Raw genomic sequence first — 17,365 nt, 5'->3', positions numbered from 1 at the left:
CGCCCGCAGTCCAGGCAGTTGAGGTAAGCCCCGGGACATCTGGCCGGGGCCGGGACGCGCTCGTTCAGAGCGACTGGGCCAGGATCTCGCGGTATTCCTGCGGCGTGGCCACGCGCGGGTTGGTCTTGTGGCAGTGGTCGGCCATCGCGCCCTTGATGATGTCGTCGAACAGCGCCTCCGACACGCCCATGGCGGCCAGGCCCGTGGGCAGGCCCAGGCGTGCATTCATGTCGCGGATGGCGTCGGGGATATCGCCCGCCGACGCCAGGCCCATGGCGTGCGCCATGCGCGCGAGGCGCCTGTCCTTGCGCACCGACTCGGCCCCCGCGTTGAAGCGCACCACGGCCGGCAGGAACATGGCGTTGAGCGTGCCATGGTGCAGGCGCGGGTTCACGCCGCCCAGGCTGTGGCTGAGTGAGTGCACCGCGCCCAGGCCTTTCTGGAACGCCATGGCGCCCTGCATGCTGGCGCTCATCATGTGAAGGCGCGCATCGCGGTCGCTGCCGTTCCTGGTCGCGGGCTCGATGTGGGCCCAGCCGCGGGCGAGTCCGTCCAGCGCGATGCCGTCGGCCGGCGGGTTGAACGCGGCGGACATGAAGGTTTCCATGCAGTGCGCAATCGCATCCATGCCAGTGGCGGCGGTCAGGGCGGGCGGCAGTCCCAGGGTCAGTTCGGGGTCGCAGATGGCGGTCTTGGGCACGAGGTTCCACGAATGGAAGCCGAGCTTGCGGTGGTCGTCCACGATGATGATCGCGCCGCGCGCGACTTCGCTGCCCGTGCCGCTGGTGGTGGGCACTGCGATCAGCGGCGCGGCGCGGTCGGTGATCCGCGGCGAGCCGCCCTCGATGGTGGCGTAGTGGGTCAGGGGCCCTTCGTGCGTGGCCGCTATCGCGATGCCCTTGGCGCAGTCGATGGCCGAGCCGCCGCCCACGGCGATGAGGCCATCGCAGCCCTGGGCCTTGTACACCTCGACGGCCGCGCGCACGGCGGCCTCGGTGGGGTTGGCGGGGGTCTGGTCGAACACCGCCACGGGCAGGCCCGTCAGCGCATCGAGCGCCTTCTGCAGCACGCCGGCGGCCTTCACGCCGGGGTCCGTCACCACCAGCGGGCGGGTGATGCCCACGCGTTCGCACTCCTGCTTGAGCAGCTGGACGGCGCCGAACTCGAACTGGATCTGTGTGACGTAGTAGATGAAAGCCATGGTGGTTGCAGAAGTTACGTTTACGATGGGCCGCTGGAGTCGTCCGTTGCCGTGCCTGCGAAGCGAGACGGGGTCGGCCACTGCGCTGTGCGCGGGGCCGCTCTGCGAGGAGCGCGGGGTGCAGGCAACGGGCAGGTTCCAGGCACTCTACAACCCGGAGACACCGATGACCACTCAGCAAACCCTCATTTCGCTCGCTCTGGCGGGCGCGTCCGTCGCTTTTGCGACAGTCGCCCAGGCCGAATGCCTGACCGATGCGCAGGCCTCCGAACTCGTCGCCAACTACGTGGCCAGGACGCCCGCTGCGAACCTGGAAAACCTGTCCGACGCCGATGGCGCGTGCACGCGCGGCAAGGTCAACCAGTTGCTGGCGCAGCGCCTGGGCAAGGTGGTGGGGTACAAGGCGGGCCTCACCAACCCGGCTGTACAAAAGCGCTTCAACACCGACAAGCCTGTATGGGGGAAGCTGTACGAAGGCATGATCCTTCCGAACGGCGCGGCGGTGGATGCCGCCTTCGGCGCCCGCCCACTGTATGAGGCCGACATGCTGGTGCGCGTGAAAAGCGCTGCCATCAACCATGCGAAGACGCCCATGGAAGTGCTCGACGCCGTGGATCAGGTCATCCCCTTCATCGAACTGCCCGACCTGCTGGTGCAGGCACCGCCCAAGCTCAACGGCGCAGGCGTGAGCGCCATCAATGTGGGCGCGCGGCTGGGCGTGGCTGGCGCGCCGCTGCCCGTGCCGGCTTACCGGGGCGAGCGCTTTGCGCTGCTCAAGGCGCTGGCCGACATGAATGTGTCCCTCACCGATGCCAGCGGCGCGCGCCTGGGTGGCGGCAAGGGCAGCGACATCCTGGAACACCCGCTCAATGCCGTGGTGTGGCTGGCCGGCGCCCTCCAGCAGGAAGGCCTGACCATGCAACCCGGTGACCTGATCAGCCTGGGCTCGTTCTCGCCGCTGCTGCCGCCCAAGGCGGGGCTGACCGTCACGGCCACCTACGACGGCCTGCCGGGCGCCGCGCCCGTGCGCCTGAGCTTCAAGTAAAACCTGCACCCGCGCCCGTCCCCTCCTTCCTTTGACGGGCGCGGCTTTTGCCAGAGACCGACCATTGACCACCGACCTGAACATCCACCACACCCGCCTCACCCCCCAGATGCGCAGCGTGCTCGAGCGCATGGCCCGCGCCGGTCACCCGCCGCTGCACACGCGCTCGCCCCAGGATGCCCGCGTGGCCTACCAGGCCGGGGCGGACGTGCTGGAAGTGCCCAAGGCCGCGCTCGCACGCGTCGAGGACCTGACCATCCCGGCCCGTGACGGGCATGCGCTGCCCGCACGCCTGTACGCACCCAGCGCCGACACCGGCCTGCCTCTCCTGCTGTACACGCACGGCGGCGGTTTCACCATCGGCAACATTGCCACGCACGACATCCTGTGCCGCGAGCTGGCACGCCTGGCCGGGTGCATGGTGGTGTCGCTGGACTACCGCCTCGCGCCCGAGCATCGCTTTCCGACCGCCAGCAACGACGCCTGGGACGCGCTGGCCTGGCTTTCAGCGCATGCGGCCGAGCTGGGTGCCGACCCCGCACGCCTGGCCGTGGGCGGCGACAGCGCGGGCGGCACCCTGGCTGCCGTGAACGCCATCCTGGCGCGCGACGCGGGCCTGCCGCTGGCCCTGCAGCTGCTGATCTACCCCGGGTGCGCCGCACACCAGGACACGCCGTCGCACACGACCTTCTCGCACGGCCTGGTGCTGGAGGAGCCCGCCATCAGCTGGTTCTTCGGCAACTATGTGCGAAGCCGCCAGGAGCGTGAGGACTGGCGTTTTGCTCCGTTGCTCGCGCCCGACGTGGATGGCGTGGCACCGGCCTGGATCGGCCTGGCCGAGTGCGACCCGCTGGTGGACGAGGGCGTGGACTATGCCGACAAGCTCCGGCTCGCTGGCGTGCCGGTGGACCTTGACATCTACCGCGGCGTGACGCACGAATTCATCAAGATGGGCCGCGCCATTCCCGAGGCGCGCCAGGCCCACGCCGACGCGGCACGTGCATTGCGTGCTGCGTTCGGCCTTTCATGACCCGCCAGAAAATGGAGAGCCCAGACACCATGCAACGCCGTGATTTCCGACTGTTCCACCGCCTGCGCGTGCGCTGGGCCGAGGTGGACATGCAGAAGATCGTGTTCAACGCCCACTATCTGATGTACATCGACACAGCCATGTCCGACTACTGGCGGGCGCTGGGGCTGCCTTACGAGAGCAGCATGCACGCCCTGGGCGGCGAGATGTACGTGAAGAAAGCCACCGTGGAGTACCACGCGTCGGCGCGGCTCGATGACACGCTGGACGTGGCACTCAAATGCGCGCGCATCGGCAACTCGTCGTGCGTGTTCCAGGCGGGCATTTTCAGCGGCGACCGGCTGCTGATCTCGGCCGAGCTGGTCTACGTGTTCGCCGACCCGGCCACGCAGACCTCGCGCCCGGTGCCGCCCGCGCTGCGCGCCATCTTCGACGGCTTCGAGGCTGGCCACGACATGGCCGAGGCGAAGACCGGCGACTGGAACACACTGGGCCGCGACGCGGGTCGCGTGCGCACCGATGTGTTCGTGCGCGAGCAGGGCATTCCCGCAGAGATCGAAGCCGATGCGAATGACATCTCGGCGCGCCACGCCGTGCTCTACAACCGCCTGGGCATGCCGATCGCTGCGGGCCGCCTGCTGCAGCCCGAGCCGGGCATCGGGCGCATCGGACGCATGGCAGTGGACCGCTCCGTGCGTGGCGGGCGCTGGGGGCGGCAGCTGCTCGACGCGCTGGTGACGGCCGCCCGCGCCCGGGGCGACCGTGAGGTGCAATTGCACGCGCAGCGCAGCGCCGAGGGCTTCTACCGCCGCGCGGGCTTCAGCGTGGTGGGCGAGCCGTACGAAGAAGCCGGCATTGCGCACATCGCGATGGCGCAGCGCCTGTAACGCCCGCCATCGAAACCTTTTTTGCTATGAAAATGGTAGCATCTACCGCTTGCCAGTAGTGCGGTAGAGCCGGTTTTTGATCAGATATCTTCGAGCAGCGCGTAGGGCAGAGGCTGCACGGCCAGCGCCACGCCGTCTGGCGCGCCCACCTGCAGGCTGTCTTGCGCGGCTGCGATCTGCAGCGACACGATGGCGTCGAAACCCCCTGCAGGTGCTGCCGCGACCTGCACGACGGTGCCGCAAGGCTGCTCCAGCTCATTGGTGCTGAACACTTCTGCGCCCACAGCCAGCGGAGCATCCGCATGCACCACGTACGCTCGCCGCTTCAGCGTACCGCGGAACTGGCTGCGCGCCACCACTTCCTGGCCGGGGTAGCAGCCCTTCTTGAAATTCACGCCGCCCACGGATTCGTAGTTCAGCATCTGCGGCACGAAGGCTTCGACCACCGGGGTGGTCAGCGTTGCGACGCCGCTTCGGACCTCGCCCCAGGCCCACAGGTTCGGCTCCAGCGCAGCGCCGGCCGGCGCGGGTTCGGCCACGGGCGCCACCCACAGCGCGCGGGGCTGGCCGTCTGCGGGGTAGAGATGCACCACGGACGCCGCACCCACGTCCGCCTTGGTCCAGGCGGGCTGGGCGCCCTGGGGCAGGGCAGCGACCGCATCGCCCGCCAGGCCGTACAGCGCAAAGTCGGCGGTGGCATCGGTGAGCCTGGCCTTCGCGCGCAGCACGAACATCGACAGGCGCTTGAGCGTGGGCGGCAGCAGGTCGGGGCTGCACAGCAGCAGGATCTCCGTGGCGCTGCGCTTGAAGCCGATGAAGGTGGCCTGCATGCGGCCCTTGGCCGACAGGAAGGCCGCCAGGCGCGCCTGGTCCGTGCCCAGGAGCGCGAAATCCTGGGTGAGCTGGCCGTGCAGGAACTTGGCGGCGTCTTCGCCTTCCACGCGAATCACGCCGAGATGGGACAGGGGGGCAATGCCATTCAGAGGGTGGGTCATCGCTGAATTATGATGCCCGGTTCTACACATACATTCATCAGGGTTGTGCGACGTCTACTGGCTTTGATCTTGGTGGTTCTCATCGGTGCCGGCGGCGCCGCCTTCTGGTGGCTGCACCAGCCGCTGGTCACCGGCGGCGAGCCGCTGGAGCTGGCCATCGAGCCCGGCACCACCCCTCGGGGCATTGCCCGCGACGTGGTGGCCGCCGGCGCGCAGACCGATGCCCGGCTGCTGTATGCCTGGTTCCGCTTCTCCGGCCAGGACCGTGCCATGAAGGCCGGCAATTACGAGATCCCGCCCGGCACCACGCCGCGCGATCTGCTCAACAAGCTGGTGCGGGGCGAAGAGTCCCTGCGCGCGCTGACCCTGGTCGAAGGCTGGAACTGGCGCCAGGTGCGCCAGGCGCTCGCCAAGGAAGAGCAGCTCAAGCACGATGCCGCCTCCCTGACGGACGAGGCCCTGATGGCACAGCTGGGCCGCCCCGGCGTGGCGCCGGAAGGAAGGTTCTTCCCCGATACGTACGCCTACGCCAAGGGTTCGAGCGAAGTCGCCCTGCTGCGCCGCGCCATGCACGCGATGGACCGCAAGCTCGAGGCGGCCTGGGCGCAGCGCGCGGCCGACACTCCGCTGAAGTCGGCCGATGAAGCCCTCATCCTCGCGAGCATTGTCGAGAAGGAAACCGGCCGCGCCAGCGACCGTGCGCAGATCGCCGGCGTGTTCGCGAACCGGCTGCGTGTGGGCATGCTGCTGCAGACCGACCCGACCGTGATCTACGGCCTGGGCGAGAAGTTCGACGGCAACCTGCGCAAGCGCGACCTGCAGGCGGACACTCCCTGGAACACCTACACCCGCGCGGGCCTGCCGCCCACGCCGATCGCCATGCCGGGCAAGGCCGCGCTGCTGGCCGCCGTGCAGCCCGAGGCGACGCGCGCCCTGTACTTCGTGGCCAAGGGCGACGGAACCAGCCACTTCAGCGCGTCGCTGGAAGAGCACAACCGTGCCGTCAACCGGTACCAGAAGGGTGGGCAATGAGCCAGGGACTGTTCATCAGCTTCGAAGGCATCGACGGCGCGGGCAAGTCCTCGCACATCGAAGGCCTGGCCACGGCGTTCCGCGCGCAGGGCCGTACCGTCACCGTCAGCCGCGAGCCCGGCGGAACGCCGCTGGCCGAGAAGCTGCGCGAAATGGTGCTGGCCGACCCCATGGACGCGCTCACTGAGTCCCTGCTCATCTTTGCCGCGCGCCGCGACCATCTGCTGAACGTGATCGAGCCGGCGCTCGCGCGCGGCGAGGTGGTGCTGTGCGACCGTTTCACCGACGCCACGTTCGCCTACCAGGGCGCGGGGCGCGGGTTCGACCTGGGCGTGCTATCGACTTTGGAGCGCCTGGCGCAGACTGGACTTGCTCCAGATGCCACTTTGATGCGCGAACCCGACCTGACGGTGTGGTTCGACCTCGCCCCCGAGGTGGCGGCCGAGCGCCTGGCTGGCGCGCGCGTGCCCGACCGTTTCGAATCCCAACCGGTCGAGTTCTTCCGCCGCGTGGCACAGGGCTATGCCGACCGCGCAACCGCAGCACCAGAGCGCTTTGCCCGGCTGGACGCCGCGCAGGACCGCCACCGCGTCTGGCAGCAGCTCACCAGCGTTTTCGTGCGCAAGGGGTGGCTGGCGATCATGGTGGCTTCGCAGGGAGGCCCCCGATGAGCGACGGCGGGGCCACCGCGATGGCACCCTGGATCGCCGCGCAGCGCACCAGCCTGCTGGCGCAGCGCGGCCATGCTTGGCTGCTGCAGGGGCCGTCAGGCCTGGGGCAGTACGCGCTCGGTCTGGAGCTGGTGCGCGCATGGCTGTGCGACACACCGGGCCCGCAGGGCGCCTGCGGCCAGTGCGGCAGCTGCCACGCCATCGAGGTGCGCACCCATGCCGACCTGTGCGTTTTGATGCCCGAGGTTCAGATGATGGCGCTGGGCTGGCCCCTGTCCGAGAAGGCGCAGGCCGACATCGACGACAAGAAGCGCAAGCCCAGCCGCGAGATCCGCGTGGAGGCCATGCGCGACGCGGTGGAGTTCTCGCAGCGCACCTCGGCCCGGGGCCGCGGCAAGGCCGTGCTGGTGTACCCGGCCGAGCAGATGAACCACATCACGGCCAACGCGTTGCTCAAGACGCTGGAGGAGCCGCCCGGCGATGTGCGCTTCGTGCTGGCCAGCGAGGCCGCGCACCAGTTGCTGCCCACCATCCGCAGCCGCTGTCTGGGCCATGCGATGGCCTGGCCTGCCGAGACAGACATGCTGCAGTGGCTGCGTGCGCAGGGCGTGGCCGACGATGCAGCCAAGGCCTTTCTGCGCGCTGCAGGGGGCAGGCCGGACGACGCGCTGGCGCTGGCGCAATCGGGCCGCAGCCCGCAGGCGTGGTCTGCCTTGCCCCAGGCCATGGCCAAGGGCGACGTCACTGCCTTCGGCGACTGGGCGCCAGCCCAGGCCATCGATGCGCTACAGAAGCTCTGCCACGACCTGCTGTCCGCCAGCGTAGGCGCCGCGCCGCGGTACTTTGCGCCCGCTGACCTGCCCAAGGCCGTGCCGCCGCTGGGCGCGCTCACGCGCTGGTCGCGCGCGCTGGCCAAGGAGGCGCGCACGGCAGAGCATCCGTTCAATGCAGGGCTCATGCTGGAGGCGCTTGTGGCGCAGGCGCGAAACACCCTACACTCAAGGCAACCAGCCCCAGGCACCCACCCATGAGCAGTCCATCCACAGCCCCCCGCCCCAGCGTCATGCAGCTGGCCATCAAGGAAAAGGCGGCCTTGTACGCGGCCTACATTCCTTTTTTTGGCGAAGGGGGCATTTTTGTCCCTACCCAGCGCGACTACAAGCTGGGTGACGATGTCTATGTGCTGCTGACCCTGCCCGACGACACGCAGCGCTATCCCGTGGCAGGCCGTGTGGCCTGGGTGACCCCGGCCCGTGCGGCGGGCAACCGCACCCAGGGCGTGGGCATCCAGTTTCCCAAGGACGAGAAATCGCGCCAGCTCAAGGTCAAGATCGAGGAAATCCTGGGCACGGCCCTGGGCTCCGACCGTCCTACCCAGACCATCTGACACGGCCTGCGTGCCCGGTGCCGACCCGCGCAGGCGTGTCGGCATTTTTATTGGGGGCAGAACTTACGCGCGCCAGGGTGGTCGCACTAGCTTCGCTGCCCGGCAACTCACCGGTCCGCCCCGTTTGTTACCGCTTCGTTTTCCTGATACCGCATGTTCATCGACTCCCACTGCCATCTCAATTTTCCGGAACTGGTGAGCCAGTTGCCCGCCATCCGCCAGGCCATGGCCGAGGCGCAGGTGGACAGGGCACTGTGCATCTGCACCACGCTCGAAGAGTTCGAGGGTGTCCACGCCCTGGCCATGGCCCATGACAACTTCTGGAGCACGGTGGGCGTGCACCCCGACAACGAGGGCGTGCAGGAGCCCACGGTGCAGGACCTTCTCACCCGCGCCGCCATGCCGCGCGTGGTGGCCATCGGCGAGACGGGCCTGGACTACTACGGCATGGAAGACCGCAAGGGCGGGCGCAGCATTGCCGACCTGGAATGGCAGCGCGATCGCTTTCGCAACCATATCCGCGCAGCGCGCACCTGCGCCAAGCCGCTGGTGATCCACACCCGCAGTGCCTCGGACGACACGCTGGCCATCCTGCGCGAAGAGGGCGAGGACGGGGCCGGCAACCTGGCCGGTGGGGTGTTCCACTGCTTCACCGAATCGATGCAGGTAGCCCGCGCCGCGCTGGACCTGGGCTACTACATCTCGTTCTCGGGCATCGTCACCTTCAAGAGCGCGCAGGAACTGCGGGACGTGGTGGCCTATGTGCCGTTGGAGCGCACGCTCATCGAGACCGACAGCCCGTACCTCGCGCCTGTGCCTTACCGGGGCAAGACCAACAGTCCGGCCTATGTTCCGTATGTGGCCAGGCAGGTGGCGCAAACCAAGGGCGTGACCGTGCAAGAGGTGGCACAGGCCACGAGCCGCAATTTCGAAACCCTGTTCAAGGGAGTGATGGCATGAGCGCTGCGTCTTCCCGCCTTCGCACCCATCGGTCGCTTGCAGTGTCGGGCCGACCGCAGCAAGAGGAACCAGCCACGCACACGGCCCTGCACCGGCGCATGGCGCTTGTCGGCATCGCCGCGGGGCTGCTGGCACCACGGGTCTGGGCAGGCGCTTACGAAGATTTCTTCTCCGCCATTCAGCGTGACGATGGCAATGCCATCACGGCCTTGCTGCGCCGCGGATTCGACCCGAACACACGGGATGCCAAGGGGCAGGCGGGCCTGCTGATCGCGCTGCAGAACGATTCGCTCAAGGCGGTGGCAGCGCTGCTGGCGGCGCGCAACATCAAGGTCGAGGTGCGCAACGCGCAGGACGAAAGCCCGTTGATGCTCGCCGCCATCAAGGGCCAGGTGGATATCGCGCGCACCCTGATTGCCCGTGATGCCGACGTGAACAAGACTGGCTGGGCTCCTTTGCACTACGCCGCTTCGGCCGGCACACCCCAGCACACGCAGATCATTGCGCTGCTGCTGGAGAACCACGCGTACATCGACGCTGCCTCGCCCAACGGCACCACACCGCTGATGATGGCCGCACACTATGGGTCGCTGGAGTCCGTGCAACTGCTGCTGGACGAGGGGGCGGACCCCACACTGCGAAATCAGCTGCGACTGAGCGCCACCGATTTTGCGATGCGCGCCAGCCGCACGGACTCGGCAGCGAAGATCGCCGAGGCCATCCGGCGCCGCCAGCCCAACCGCGGCAAGTGGTAGGGAGCAGGTGGTCACGGGCTCTGGCACGCTGCGGCTGCCGGGCCCGCAGCCACCCGCGCCATGAAAAGTGGTCTCAATGGCCTATAACGCTTTACTGGAAAGCGTCGCTAGCTATTGTTTTTGATGATGTCAGGCGCTTTCGGCGGGGCGTGATTGCAGGCGCGCATACAGCCCGCCCGCCGCCATCAACTGGGCGTGCGTGCCCTGCTCGGCGATGCGCCCGCGCTCCATCACCACCACGCGGTCGGCATGCTCGATGGTGGACAGCCGGTGCGCAATCACCAGCGTGGTCCGGCCCCGCATCAGGCGCTGCAGAGCGTCCTGCACCAGCCGCTCGGACTCCGTGTCCAGCGCCGACGTGGCCTCGTCCAGGATGAGGATGGGCGCGTCCTTGTAGAGCGCCCGCGCAATGGCCAGTCGCTGGCGCTGTCCGCCCGACAACTGTGTGGCGTTGTGGCCCACCATGGTGTGGATGCCCTGCGGCAGCGCGGCCACGTGTGCCGCCAGGTTGGCGGCTTCCAGGCAGTCGAGCACGCGCTTCTCGTCCACGGTGCGGCCCAGCGCCACGTTGGCGGCGATGGTGTCGTTGAACATGACCACGTCCTGGCTGACCATCGCGAACTGCGAGCGCAGAGAGCCCAGGTCCCAGTCGGGCAGCGGGTGTCCGTCAACCAGGATGCTGCCGGATGTCGGCATCACAAACCGGGGCAGCAGGTTGACCAGGGTCGTCTTGCCCGCCCCGGACGGACCGACCAGGGCGACGATTTCTCCGGGCTTGACGCGCAGGCTCACGCCATCAAGGGCCGGTGCGTGGTCGGGTCCGAAAGACACCGTGACCTGCTCCAGCGCCAACTCGCCTCGAACCCGGCCAGCGCAGTACCGCCCGCCGCTCTCGGCCCCGGTATCGCCCAGAAGGGCCAGGCCGCGCTCCAGCGCCGCCACGCCACGCGTGACCGGGCTGGCCACGTCGGCCAGCCGGCGGATCGGTGCGATCAGCATCAGCATCGCCGTGATGAAAGACACGAATCCACCGACCGTGACATCCTTGGCGTCCACTGCGCCACGGCTTTGCCACAGCGCGATGCAGATCACCACCGACAGGGCGGCAGCGGCCAGCAACTGTGTGAGCGGCGTCATCGCCGCCGAGGCGATCGTGGACTTGATGGCCAAGCGCCGCAGGCTGCCGCTGAGCCCGGCAAACCGGTCCGCCTGGCCTGCCTGCGCACCATGCAGCCGCACCATGCGGTGCGCCAGCACGTTTTCTTCGACCACGTAGGCGAGTTCGTCCGTGGCCTGCTGACTGCTCTTGGTCAGGTGGTACAGGCGCTTGGACAGCGTCTTCATGATCCAGGCGACGCCCGGCACCACCACCGCCACGATCAGCGTGAGCTGCCAGTTCAGGTAGAGCAGGTAGAACAGCAGCGCCAGCAGCGTGAAACCATCGCGCGACAGCCCCATCAAGGCCTGTACCAGCAGCGTGGCACCGGTCTGCACCTCGTACACCACGGTGTTGGACAGGGCGCTCGCCGACTGGCGGGTGAACAGGCCCATTTCGGCCGCCAGGACGCGGTCGAACAAGGATTTGCGCAGTATCAGCATGCCTTCGTTGGCGATGCGTGCCAGCGCGTACTGCCCAACGAACTGCGCCAACCCCCGTACGAAGAAGATGCCCAGAATGGCCAGCGGAACCATCCAAAGCTGCAGCGTGCCCTGGGTGAAGCCCCGGTCCAGCAGCGGCTGCAGCAGGGCGGGGATCAGTGGTTCGGTGATGGCCCCCACCAGCGTGGCCACGATGGCCAGGCTCCAGGCCAGCCGCTGGTTTCCAAAGTAGACCGACAACCGTTGGAGGCGTGCGGTCAGGCTGGCGGTGGGAACTGGGGGCGCTGGGGGCGGGGAGGGGGGCGAGGAGCCCGTGTCGGTGGCTTGCATGAGGGTCCAATTCTACGGTTGCGCCCAGGGCGACCTAGGAGCGCGCCGGGACCGCATGTCAAAAAAATGAGCACCCGGCGCAGGCCTGGCGCACAGTTTGTCACAGGGGTTTTCCTGCAGTGTGTAACATTCGCGGTTAGGCTAGCGCCTGTTCAATGTCCTGTTCGGCCACTGCTGGATGCCAATGACCACAGATCGAATCACATCTCACCACACTCTCTCGGCCTTGCCGCAACCCCTGCGCCGCCATGTGCTGGCAGCGTTGATCGCCACACCCGCCGTTCCGGCCCTTGCGCAGTTCCGCGTCGAGGTCACGGGAGTGGGCCTCACCCAGTTGCCGATAGCTATCGCGCCGTTCAGGGGCGAGCAGCAGGCACCCCAGAAGATCGCCTCCATCGTGCAGGCCGATCTGGAGCGCAGCGGCCAGTTTCGCGCCGTCGATGCCACGGGCGCGGCGCTGGATGAAACCGCCCGTCCCGATGTCGCCCTGTGGCGGCAAAAGAGCGCTGATTCGCTGGCCACGGGCAGCATCACGCGCTTGGCCGACGGCCGCTTCGACATCCGCTTTCGCCTGTGGGATGTCGTCAAGGGCCAGGACCTGGGCGGCCAGAGCTTCGTCGTCACGCAGGGTGACCTGCGCCTGGTGGCTCACCGCATCGCCGACTTCATCTACGAAAAGCTCACCGGCGAGCGCGGCATTTTCTCCACGCGCATCGCCTACGTCACCAAGACGGGCTCCCGCTATAGCCTGTGGGTGGCCGATGCCGATGGCGAAAACGCCCAGTCGGCACTGTCCAGCCCCGAGCCGATCATTTCGCCCGCATGGTCCCCCAATGGTGGCCAGCTGGCGTATGTGTCGTTCGAATCGCGCAAGCCGGTGGTGTACGTGCACGACGTCGCATCGGGCCGCCGCCGCCTGATCGCCAACTTCCGAGGCTCCAACAGCGCCCCCGCGTGGGCCCCGGACGGGCGATCGCTGGCCGTGACGCTCAGCCGCGATGGCGGCTCTCAGCTGTACACCATCGACGCCAACGGTGGCGAGCCGCGCCGCCTCATGCAAAGCTCCGGCATCGATACCGAGCCCGTGTACGCAGGCGACGGTCGCAGCATCTACTTCGTGAGCGACCGGGGCGGTGCGCCGCAGATCTACAAGGTGTCAGCGTCCGGCGGAAACGCCGAACGTGTCACCTTCACCGGGTCCTACAACATCTCGCCCAGCGTAAGCCCGGATGGCAAGTGGTTGGCCTACATTTCCCGCGTGGGCGGTGCCTTCAAGCTCCACGTGATGGATTTGTCCACCGGCACCGTGAACGCCGTGACCGACTCAACCGCCGACGAGAACCCCAGCTTTGCGCCCAACAGCCGCCTCATCGTGTACGCCACCCAGCAGCAAGGCCGCGAAGCTCTCATGACCACCACGCTGGACGGCAAGATCAAGGCGCGTCTGGCAGGTCAGGCCGGCGACATCCGCGAGCCGGACTGGGGCCCGTTTCAAAAGCAGTGAACCAATTTCCAGTTTCAATTTCAGTTATCAAGCTTTCAGGAGAATTTTGGATGATCAAACGTTTTACCCTTGCCCTTTCCATCGTCGCCCTCATGGCAGGCTGCAGTTCCGGTGTGAAGCTGGACGACGTGCCCGTGGAAGACAAGAACGCCACCTCGACCATGGGCGGCAACGCCGGAGCCAATTCCGGCAACACCGCGCAAAGTGGCGTGGCGGGTGTGGACCTGGGGCAGTCTGCCCGTGACGCAGCCGGCCCGCAGGGCGTGGCCCGCATCGTGTACTTCGACTACGACAGCTACGTCATCAAGCCCGAGTTCCAGTCGCTGATCGAGGCGCACTCCCGCTTCATCAAGGCGGCCCCCGCCCGCAAGGTCATGATCGAAGGCCACACCGATGACCGCGGCGGCCGCGAATACAACCTGGCCCTGGGCCAGAAGCGTGCCGAGGCCGTTCGCCGCTCGCTGGGCCTGCTGGGCGTGCCGGACAACCAGATCGAAGCCGTGAGCTTCGGCAAGGAAAAGCCTGCAGTCCCAGGCAACTCGGAAGATGCGCACGCTCAAAACCGCCGCGCTGAACTGTCCTATCGTTGATGCGCGCTGTGTCTTTTTCCTTCCCTCGCAAGGCGCTGGCCGCAGCGGCATTGATGGCGGCATTCGTGCCTGCCAGCCACGCTGCACTGTTCGAGGACGACGAGGCCCGCCGCGCCATCCTGGAAATGCGCCAGCGGGTCGATGGCATGCAGGCCGCCCAGCAGCGCTCCTCCGAGGAAGTGCGCAGGCTGGTCGAAGACAACAGCCAGCTGCGCCGCAGCCTGCTGGACCTGCAGACGCAGATCGAGACGCTGCGCGTGGAGCAATCCAAGCTGCGCGGCCAGAACGAGCAATTGCTGCGCGATGCAGCCGACCTGCAGAAGCGGCAAAAGGACATCGCCCAGGGCGTGGATGAACGTCTGCGGCAGTTCGAGCCCGTGAAGGTGACGCTGGACGGCCAGGAGTTCCAGGCCGACCCGGCAGAGAAACGGGACTTCGAAGCCGCGCTTGCGGTCTTCAGATCCGGCAAGTTCGCGGACGCAGGTGCAGCCTTTGCAACGTTCGTGCGCCAGTATCCGCGTAGCGGGTTCGTGCCGTCGGCCCGCTTCTGGCTTGGCAATGCGCAATACGCCACGCGCGACTACAAGGAGTCCATCGGCAACTTCAAGCTGATGCTTGTCGATGCGCCCGCGCACGCCCGTGCCCCGGAAGCAGCCCTGTCCATCGCCAACTGCCAGATCGAGTTGAAGGACACGCGCGCTGCTCGAAAGACCCTTGAGGACCTGGTTCGCGCGTATCCGCAATCTGAGGCCGCCATGGCGGCCAAAGAACGTCTCTCGCGTCTGAAGTAAGCCATGGCCCCCGAGGTCTTTTCGGCGGACGCTGAGCCTGCTGTCGACGTGGACCGGCGCTTCGGTGGACTCGAGCGGCTCTATGGCGTTGCGGGGGCGTCCCGCATCCGCCAGGCCCATGTCGCCATCATTGGCATCGGCGGTGTGGGCTCCTGGGCCGCCGAGGCCCTTGCGCGCAGCGGGGTAGGGCAGATCACCCTGGTCGACATGGACCATGTCGCCGAGTCGAACATCAACCGCCAGATCCACGCCTTGACCGACACGGTAGGCCAGGCCAAGGTGGTGGCCATGCAGCACCGGATTACCCAGATCAACCCCGACTGCATGGTGCATTGCGTCGACGATTTCGCCTCACCCGAGAACTGGCCAGGCATCTTGCCGATCGAAGTCGACGCCGTCATTGACGCCTGCGACCAGGTCAAGGCCAAGACCGCCATGGCCGCCTGGGCGCGCAGCCGGGGCGTGCTGCATATCGCTGTCGGCGCTGCAGGCGGCAAGCGATATGCACACAAAGTCGACATTGAAGACCTGGCCCATACTACGCACGACCCCTTGCTTGCCCAGGTGCGCTACCGCCTTCGCAAAGAGCACCGCGCGCCGCGTGACGGCAAGAAAATTGGCGTTGCCTGCGTCTTCAGCCGAGAGGCAGTCTCTGCACCGGATGCCTCTTGCAATATCGATGGAGACGGCTCATTGAACTGCCACGGCTACGGCTCCGTCGTCGCCGTGACTGCCACTTTCGGCCAGTGCGCTGCAGGCTGGGTTCTTGATCAGCTTGCGGTCAAGACTCAAAAATCGCAAAAAAAGACGCTATAATCCGAGGCTTTGCAGCAGTTGGTCAGCCAATTGATGCAACAGGTCGGGACGTTAGCTCAGTTGGTAGAGCAGCGGACTTTTAATCCGTTGGTCACTGGTTCGAATCCAGTACGTCCTACCAAGATACATAAGCCGCTACAGCTATTAAAGTTGTAGCGGCTTTCTTGTTTTAACTGAACTGAGGGGCTGGCCGAACCTTGCACGCGTGATGGAGAGAGCGGTCGTCCGCAAGGGTCACTTTGGGGGTATCAGTACGCTGGTAGGCATCCCCCGTGTTGCGCGTCGTGCAGGCGGTTGTGCTTCTCTGCCGCTGCCGGCTTGCCCAAGTTTCACGGGCGATCAGTCGTTTGCACATCGATGGGCCACCCGCAGGCTCAATTTTTTCGCAGCCAATCGGCCATCGACCCGCCCAACGGCCCGTGTTGCGCGCCCAAAACTCGCTTGGCCAGTCGCTCAAGTGCCTGTGTGCTTTGGACTTCGCCGCTCATCAGCGCCCGCGCGTACTGTCCTGCCAGGCTGGTCTTGTCGAGTCCATGGGCGTAGTCGGCGTGTCTCGCAGCGCCCGCCCTGTCGCCACCAAAGAACATCGCCACTGCCAAGGCCCCGTGGCTTTCAGCAAAATTGCGGTCCAGTGCCAATGCTTGCTGGAATGTTGTCAATGCCTGCGCGTGCGATCCAGCAATCAGTTGCGCCCATCCCAGGCCGTGCCATGTCCCTACGTGTCTGGGAATCGATTCGAGAGACTTGGCAAAAAGCGCCTGGGATTCGGACACTGCGCCGGCAAGCAATTGGGCAAAGCCTTTTATCGACCAAGCCCGTCCCTCGTTGGGATTGAGGGCCAGCACGCGGTCGGCAATCTCATGGGTCCGGATAATCTCCCGGTTGGCCAGACACAGTGATGCCCAGGTGACCAAGGCTTCGGAGCGCTCGGATTCCCGGATGTCGTGTTCAAGTGCGGCGAGAGCCCATTTCTGGGCGAGGGTGGTGTCGGATGAGTCGAGGGCCACCAGGCTTGCGATGCCGGCGACCCGGGGGGAGAGTGAGCCTCGCCCGTCCATGGCTTTCGCCCACTCCCACGCCCGCTTGATATCTGGTTTGTGGTGCAGCGCTCGCAGCCACAGCTTGTGCAAGCCGATTTGAGTCTCACGGAGCTGCGCCGCTGAGCACTCATGCTCCGGTGCCTGCACCAGCTGCGGGGCAAGCGCATCGATACAGGCTTCAATGTTCTGGTCGGCGAAATGCGCATAGGCGATGTTGTGCAGGATGACATCCCGAACATTTGCGTCCAACGCGTCCGCATTGATTGCTTGCAGCACCGCGCGCGCCTGAGAAAACTCTCTGCGTGCCAGAAAGTAGTCGCCTTCACGGACCTTCCAAAGCACAGTATCAACGGACTTCTGCAAATTTTGATCGATCAAGCTTTTTGCCTTGCCCCAATCGCCACAACGCAGCGCTGCTTCATAGACCGCCGTCTTCAAAGACGGGTTGTCCGGGTCTTTGGCAAGGAGTGTTTCAAGGCGGAAAAGACCATCGCGCGCGTCTTGTTTGCTTTCACCCGAGTCCATTTTCACGCCCTGATCTTTGTTGTGAATCGCGCCATCTTACGGCATGGTCGTCGCCATCGCGGGTGTTCCGCAAGGCTGTCGAAACCGCCTTTGCGCAGGTGGTTTGCGCAGTGCTTTTTTCTGTCATGACCATGCGAGTTTGTCGGATTGGTGTGCACGCAAGTGATTGATTCGATTGATATGCGGGCCAAGGAATTCCGCCGTATC

General features: G+C 66.4%; 17 protein-coding genes and 1 tRNA gene. 14 read left to right on the top strand and 4 right to left on the bottom strand.

All coding sequences use genetic code 11. The annotated features are described in order from the left end of the window. Nucleotides 1-64 precede the first annotated feature (64 nt). Nucleotides 65-1,201, bottom strand: coding sequence for an iron-containing alcohol dehydrogenase (locus KW835_RS05805; RefSeq protein ID WP_218381347.1), 1,137 nt, complete (start codon nucleotides 1,199-1,201; stop codon nucleotides 65-67). A 166-nt stretch (nucleotides 1,202-1,367) separates the two neighbouring features. On the opposite strand from KW835_RS05805, the gene KW835_RS05800 reads away from it, so the two are divergent. From KW835_RS05800 to KW835_RS05790, 3 genes are all read left to right on the top strand, one after another. Next, nucleotides 1,368-2,246 (top strand): 2-keto-4-pentenoate hydratase, encoded by an 879-nt coding sequence (locus KW835_RS05800; protein ID WP_218381346.1) that lies wholly within the window; start codon nucleotides 1,368-1,370, stop codon nucleotides 2,244-2,246. Between the two features lie 109 nt (nucleotides 2,247-2,355). Then, nucleotides 2,356-3,276 (top strand): alpha/beta hydrolase, encoded by a 921-nt coding sequence (locus KW835_RS05795; protein ID WP_218381549.1) that lies wholly within the window; start codon nucleotides 2,356-2,358, stop codon nucleotides 3,274-3,276. Nucleotides 3,277-3,305: 29 nt separating this feature from the next. After that, nucleotides 3,306-4,163 (top strand): YbgC/FadM family acyl-CoA thioesterase, encoded by an 858-nt coding sequence (locus KW835_RS05790; RefSeq protein WP_218381345.1) that lies wholly within the window; start codon nucleotides 3,306-3,308, stop codon nucleotides 4,161-4,163. Nucleotides 4,164-4,243: 80 nt separating this feature from the next. Here KW835_RS05790 and KW835_RS05785 read toward each other — a convergent pair whose 3' ends face one another. Then, on the bottom strand, nucleotides 4,244-5,158 hold the full coding sequence (locus KW835_RS05785) for a folate-binding protein YgfZ (protein WP_218381344.1): 915 nt from the start codon (nucleotides 5,156-5,158) through the stop codon (nucleotides 4,244-4,246). Between the two features lie 45 nt (nucleotides 5,159-5,203). Here KW835_RS05785 and mltG point away from each other — a divergent pair, with 45 nt between their 5' ends. The 6 genes from mltG to KW835_RS05755 all read left to right on the top strand — a co-directional run bounded on the left by mltG (nucleotide 5,204) and on the right by KW835_RS05755 (nucleotide 9,963). Next, nucleotides 5,204-6,190, top strand: coding sequence for an endolytic transglycosylase MltG (mltG, locus tag KW835_RS05780; RefSeq protein WP_370633587.1), 987 nt, complete (start codon nucleotides 5,204-5,206; stop codon nucleotides 6,188-6,190). Then, on the top strand, nucleotides 6,187-6,861 hold the full coding sequence (gene tmk / locus KW835_RS05775; RefSeq protein ID WP_218381342.1) for a dTMP kinase: 675 nt from the start codon (nucleotides 6,187-6,189) through the stop codon (nucleotides 6,859-6,861). The genes mltG and tmk overlap by 4 nt, the downstream gene beginning before the upstream one ends. Next, nucleotides 6,858-7,892, top strand: a complete 1,035-nt coding sequence (locus KW835_RS05770) for a DNA polymerase III subunit delta' (RefSeq protein WP_218381341.1) — start codon at nucleotides 6,858-6,860, stop codon at nucleotides 7,890-7,892. Before tmk ends, KW835_RS05770 begins: the two co-directional genes overlap by 4 nt. Then, nucleotides 7,889-8,248 (top strand): PilZ domain-containing protein, encoded by a 360-nt coding sequence (locus KW835_RS05765; RefSeq protein ID WP_218381340.1) that lies wholly within the window; start codon nucleotides 7,889-7,891, stop codon nucleotides 8,246-8,248. Before KW835_RS05770 ends, KW835_RS05765 begins: the two co-directional genes overlap by 4 nt. Nucleotides 8,249-8,401: 153 nt before the next feature. Next, nucleotides 8,402-9,208 (top strand): TatD family hydrolase, encoded by an 807-nt coding sequence (locus tag KW835_RS05760; protein ID WP_218381338.1) that lies wholly within the window; start codon nucleotides 8,402-8,404, stop codon nucleotides 9,206-9,208. 98 nt (nucleotides 9,209-9,306) lie between these two features. Continuing rightward, complete coding sequence (locus KW835_RS05755) at nucleotides 9,307-9,963, top strand: ankyrin repeat domain-containing protein (protein ID WP_218381548.1); 657 nt, start codon at nucleotides 9,307-9,309, stop codon at nucleotides 9,961-9,963. 129 nt (nucleotides 9,964-10,092) lie between these two features. On the opposite strand, the gene msbA is transcribed toward KW835_RS05755, so the two are convergent. Beyond that, nucleotides 10,093-11,892 carry a lipid A export permease/ATP-binding protein MsbA gene (gene msbA, locus KW835_RS05750; protein ID WP_218381337.1) on the bottom strand — a complete coding sequence of 600 codons (1,800 nt, stop codon included), beginning with the start codon at nucleotides 11,890-11,892 and terminating at the stop codon, nucleotides 10,093-10,095. Between the two features lie 184 nt (nucleotides 11,893-12,076). Here msbA and tolB point away from each other — a divergent pair, with 184 nt between their 5' ends. From tolB to KW835_RS05725, 5 genes are all read left to right on the top strand, one after another. Further along, nucleotides 12,077-13,396 (top strand): Tol-Pal system beta propeller repeat protein TolB, encoded by a 1,320-nt coding sequence (gene tolB / locus KW835_RS05745; protein WP_218381336.1) that lies wholly within the window; start codon nucleotides 12,077-12,079, stop codon nucleotides 13,394-13,396. Between the two features lie 50 nt (nucleotides 13,397-13,446). Then, nucleotides 13,447-13,986, top strand: coding sequence for a peptidoglycan-associated lipoprotein Pal (gene pal / locus KW835_RS05740; protein ID WP_218381335.1), 540 nt, complete (start codon nucleotides 13,447-13,449; stop codon nucleotides 13,984-13,986). Further along, entirely contained in the window at nucleotides 13,986-14,777 is a 792-nt protein-coding gene (gene ybgF / locus KW835_RS05735) for a tol-pal system protein YbgF (RefSeq protein WP_218381334.1), read from the top strand. Before pal ends, ybgF begins: the two co-directional genes overlap by 1 nt. A 3-nt stretch (nucleotides 14,778-14,780) precedes the next feature. Beyond that, the gene (locus KW835_RS05730; protein WP_218381333.1) at nucleotides 14,781-15,593 is read left to right on the top strand and encodes a ThiF family adenylyltransferase; all 813 of its coding nucleotides are present in this window, start codon (nucleotides 14,781-14,783) and stop codon (nucleotides 15,591-15,593) included. Between the two features lie 45 nt (nucleotides 15,594-15,638). Further along, nucleotides 15,639-15,714, top strand: a tRNA-Lys gene (locus tag KW835_RS05725). A gap of 253 nt (nucleotides 15,715-15,967) precedes the next feature. Here KW835_RS05725 and KW835_RS05720 read toward each other — a convergent pair. Next, entirely contained in the window at nucleotides 15,968-17,164 is a 1,197-nt protein-coding gene (locus KW835_RS05720; protein WP_218381331.1) for a hypothetical protein, read from the bottom strand. Nucleotides 17,165-17,365 lie beyond the last annotated feature (201 nt).

It is taken from the genome of Acidovorax sp. sic0104, assembly GCF_019219095.1.
Taxonomy (GTDB): Bacteria; Pseudomonadota; Gammaproteobacteria; order Burkholderiales; family Burkholderiaceae_C; genus Acidovorax.
Note: the sequence above shows the minus strand (reverse complement) of the source record. Positions and strands in the feature narration are given on the sequence as shown.

What these genes read in the sequence shown, in the direction of transcription:
- tmk (WP_218381342.1), top strand. Translation starts at nt 6,187, where the DNA reads ATGAGCCAGGGACTGTTCATCAGCTTCGAAGGCATCGACGGCGCGGGC.
- ybgF (WP_218381334.1), top strand. Translation starts at nt 13,986, where the DNA reads ATGCGCGCTGTGTCTTTTTCCTTCCCTCGCAAGGCGCTGGCCGCAGCG.
- KW835_RS05730 (WP_218381333.1), top strand. Translation starts at nt 14,781, where the DNA reads ATGGCCCCCGAGGTCTTTTCGGCGGACGCTGAGCCTGCTGTCGACGTG.
- KW835_RS05790 (WP_218381345.1), top strand. Translation starts at nt 3,306, where the DNA reads ATGCAACGCCGTGATTTCCGACTGTTCCACCGCCTGCGCGTGCGCTGG.
- KW835_RS05805 (WP_218381347.1), bottom strand. Translation starts at nt 1,201, where the DNA reads ATGGCTTTCATCTACTACGTCACACAGATCCAGTTCGAGTTCGGCGCC.
- KW835_RS05800 (WP_218381346.1), top strand. Translation starts at nt 1,368, where the DNA reads ATGACCACTCAGCAAACCCTCATTTCGCTCGCTCTGGCGGGCGCGTCC.
- KW835_RS05755 (WP_218381548.1), top strand. Translation starts at nt 9,307, where the DNA reads ATGGCGCTTGTCGGCATCGCCGCGGGGCTGCTGGCACCACGGGTCTGG.
- msbA (WP_218381337.1), bottom strand. Translation starts at nt 11,892, where the DNA reads ATGCAAGCCACCGACACGGGCTCCTCGCCCCCCTCCCCGCCCCCAGCG.
- tolB (WP_218381336.1), top strand. Translation starts at nt 12,077, where the DNA reads ATGACCACAGATCGAATCACATCTCACCACACTCTCTCGGCCTTGCCG.
- KW835_RS05770 (WP_218381341.1), top strand. Translation starts at nt 6,858, where the DNA reads ATGAGCGACGGCGGGGCCACCGCGATGGCACCCTGGATCGCCGCGCAG.
- KW835_RS05760 (WP_218381338.1), top strand. Translation starts at nt 8,402, where the DNA reads ATGTTCATCGACTCCCACTGCCATCTCAATTTTCCGGAACTGGTGAGC.
- KW835_RS05785 (WP_218381344.1), bottom strand. Translation starts at nt 5,158, where the DNA reads ATGACCCACCCTCTGAATGGCATTGCCCCCCTGTCCCATCTCGGCGTG.
- KW835_RS05765 (WP_218381340.1), top strand. Translation starts at nt 7,889, where the DNA reads ATGAGCAGTCCATCCACAGCCCCCCGCCCCAGCGTCATGCAGCTGGCC.
- KW835_RS05795 (WP_218381549.1), top strand. Translation starts at nt 2,356, where the DNA reads ATGCGCAGCGTGCTCGAGCGCATGGCCCGCGCCGGTCACCCGCCGCTG.
- pal (WP_218381335.1), top strand. Translation starts at nt 13,447, where the DNA reads ATGATCAAACGTTTTACCCTTGCCCTTTCCATCGTCGCCCTCATGGCA.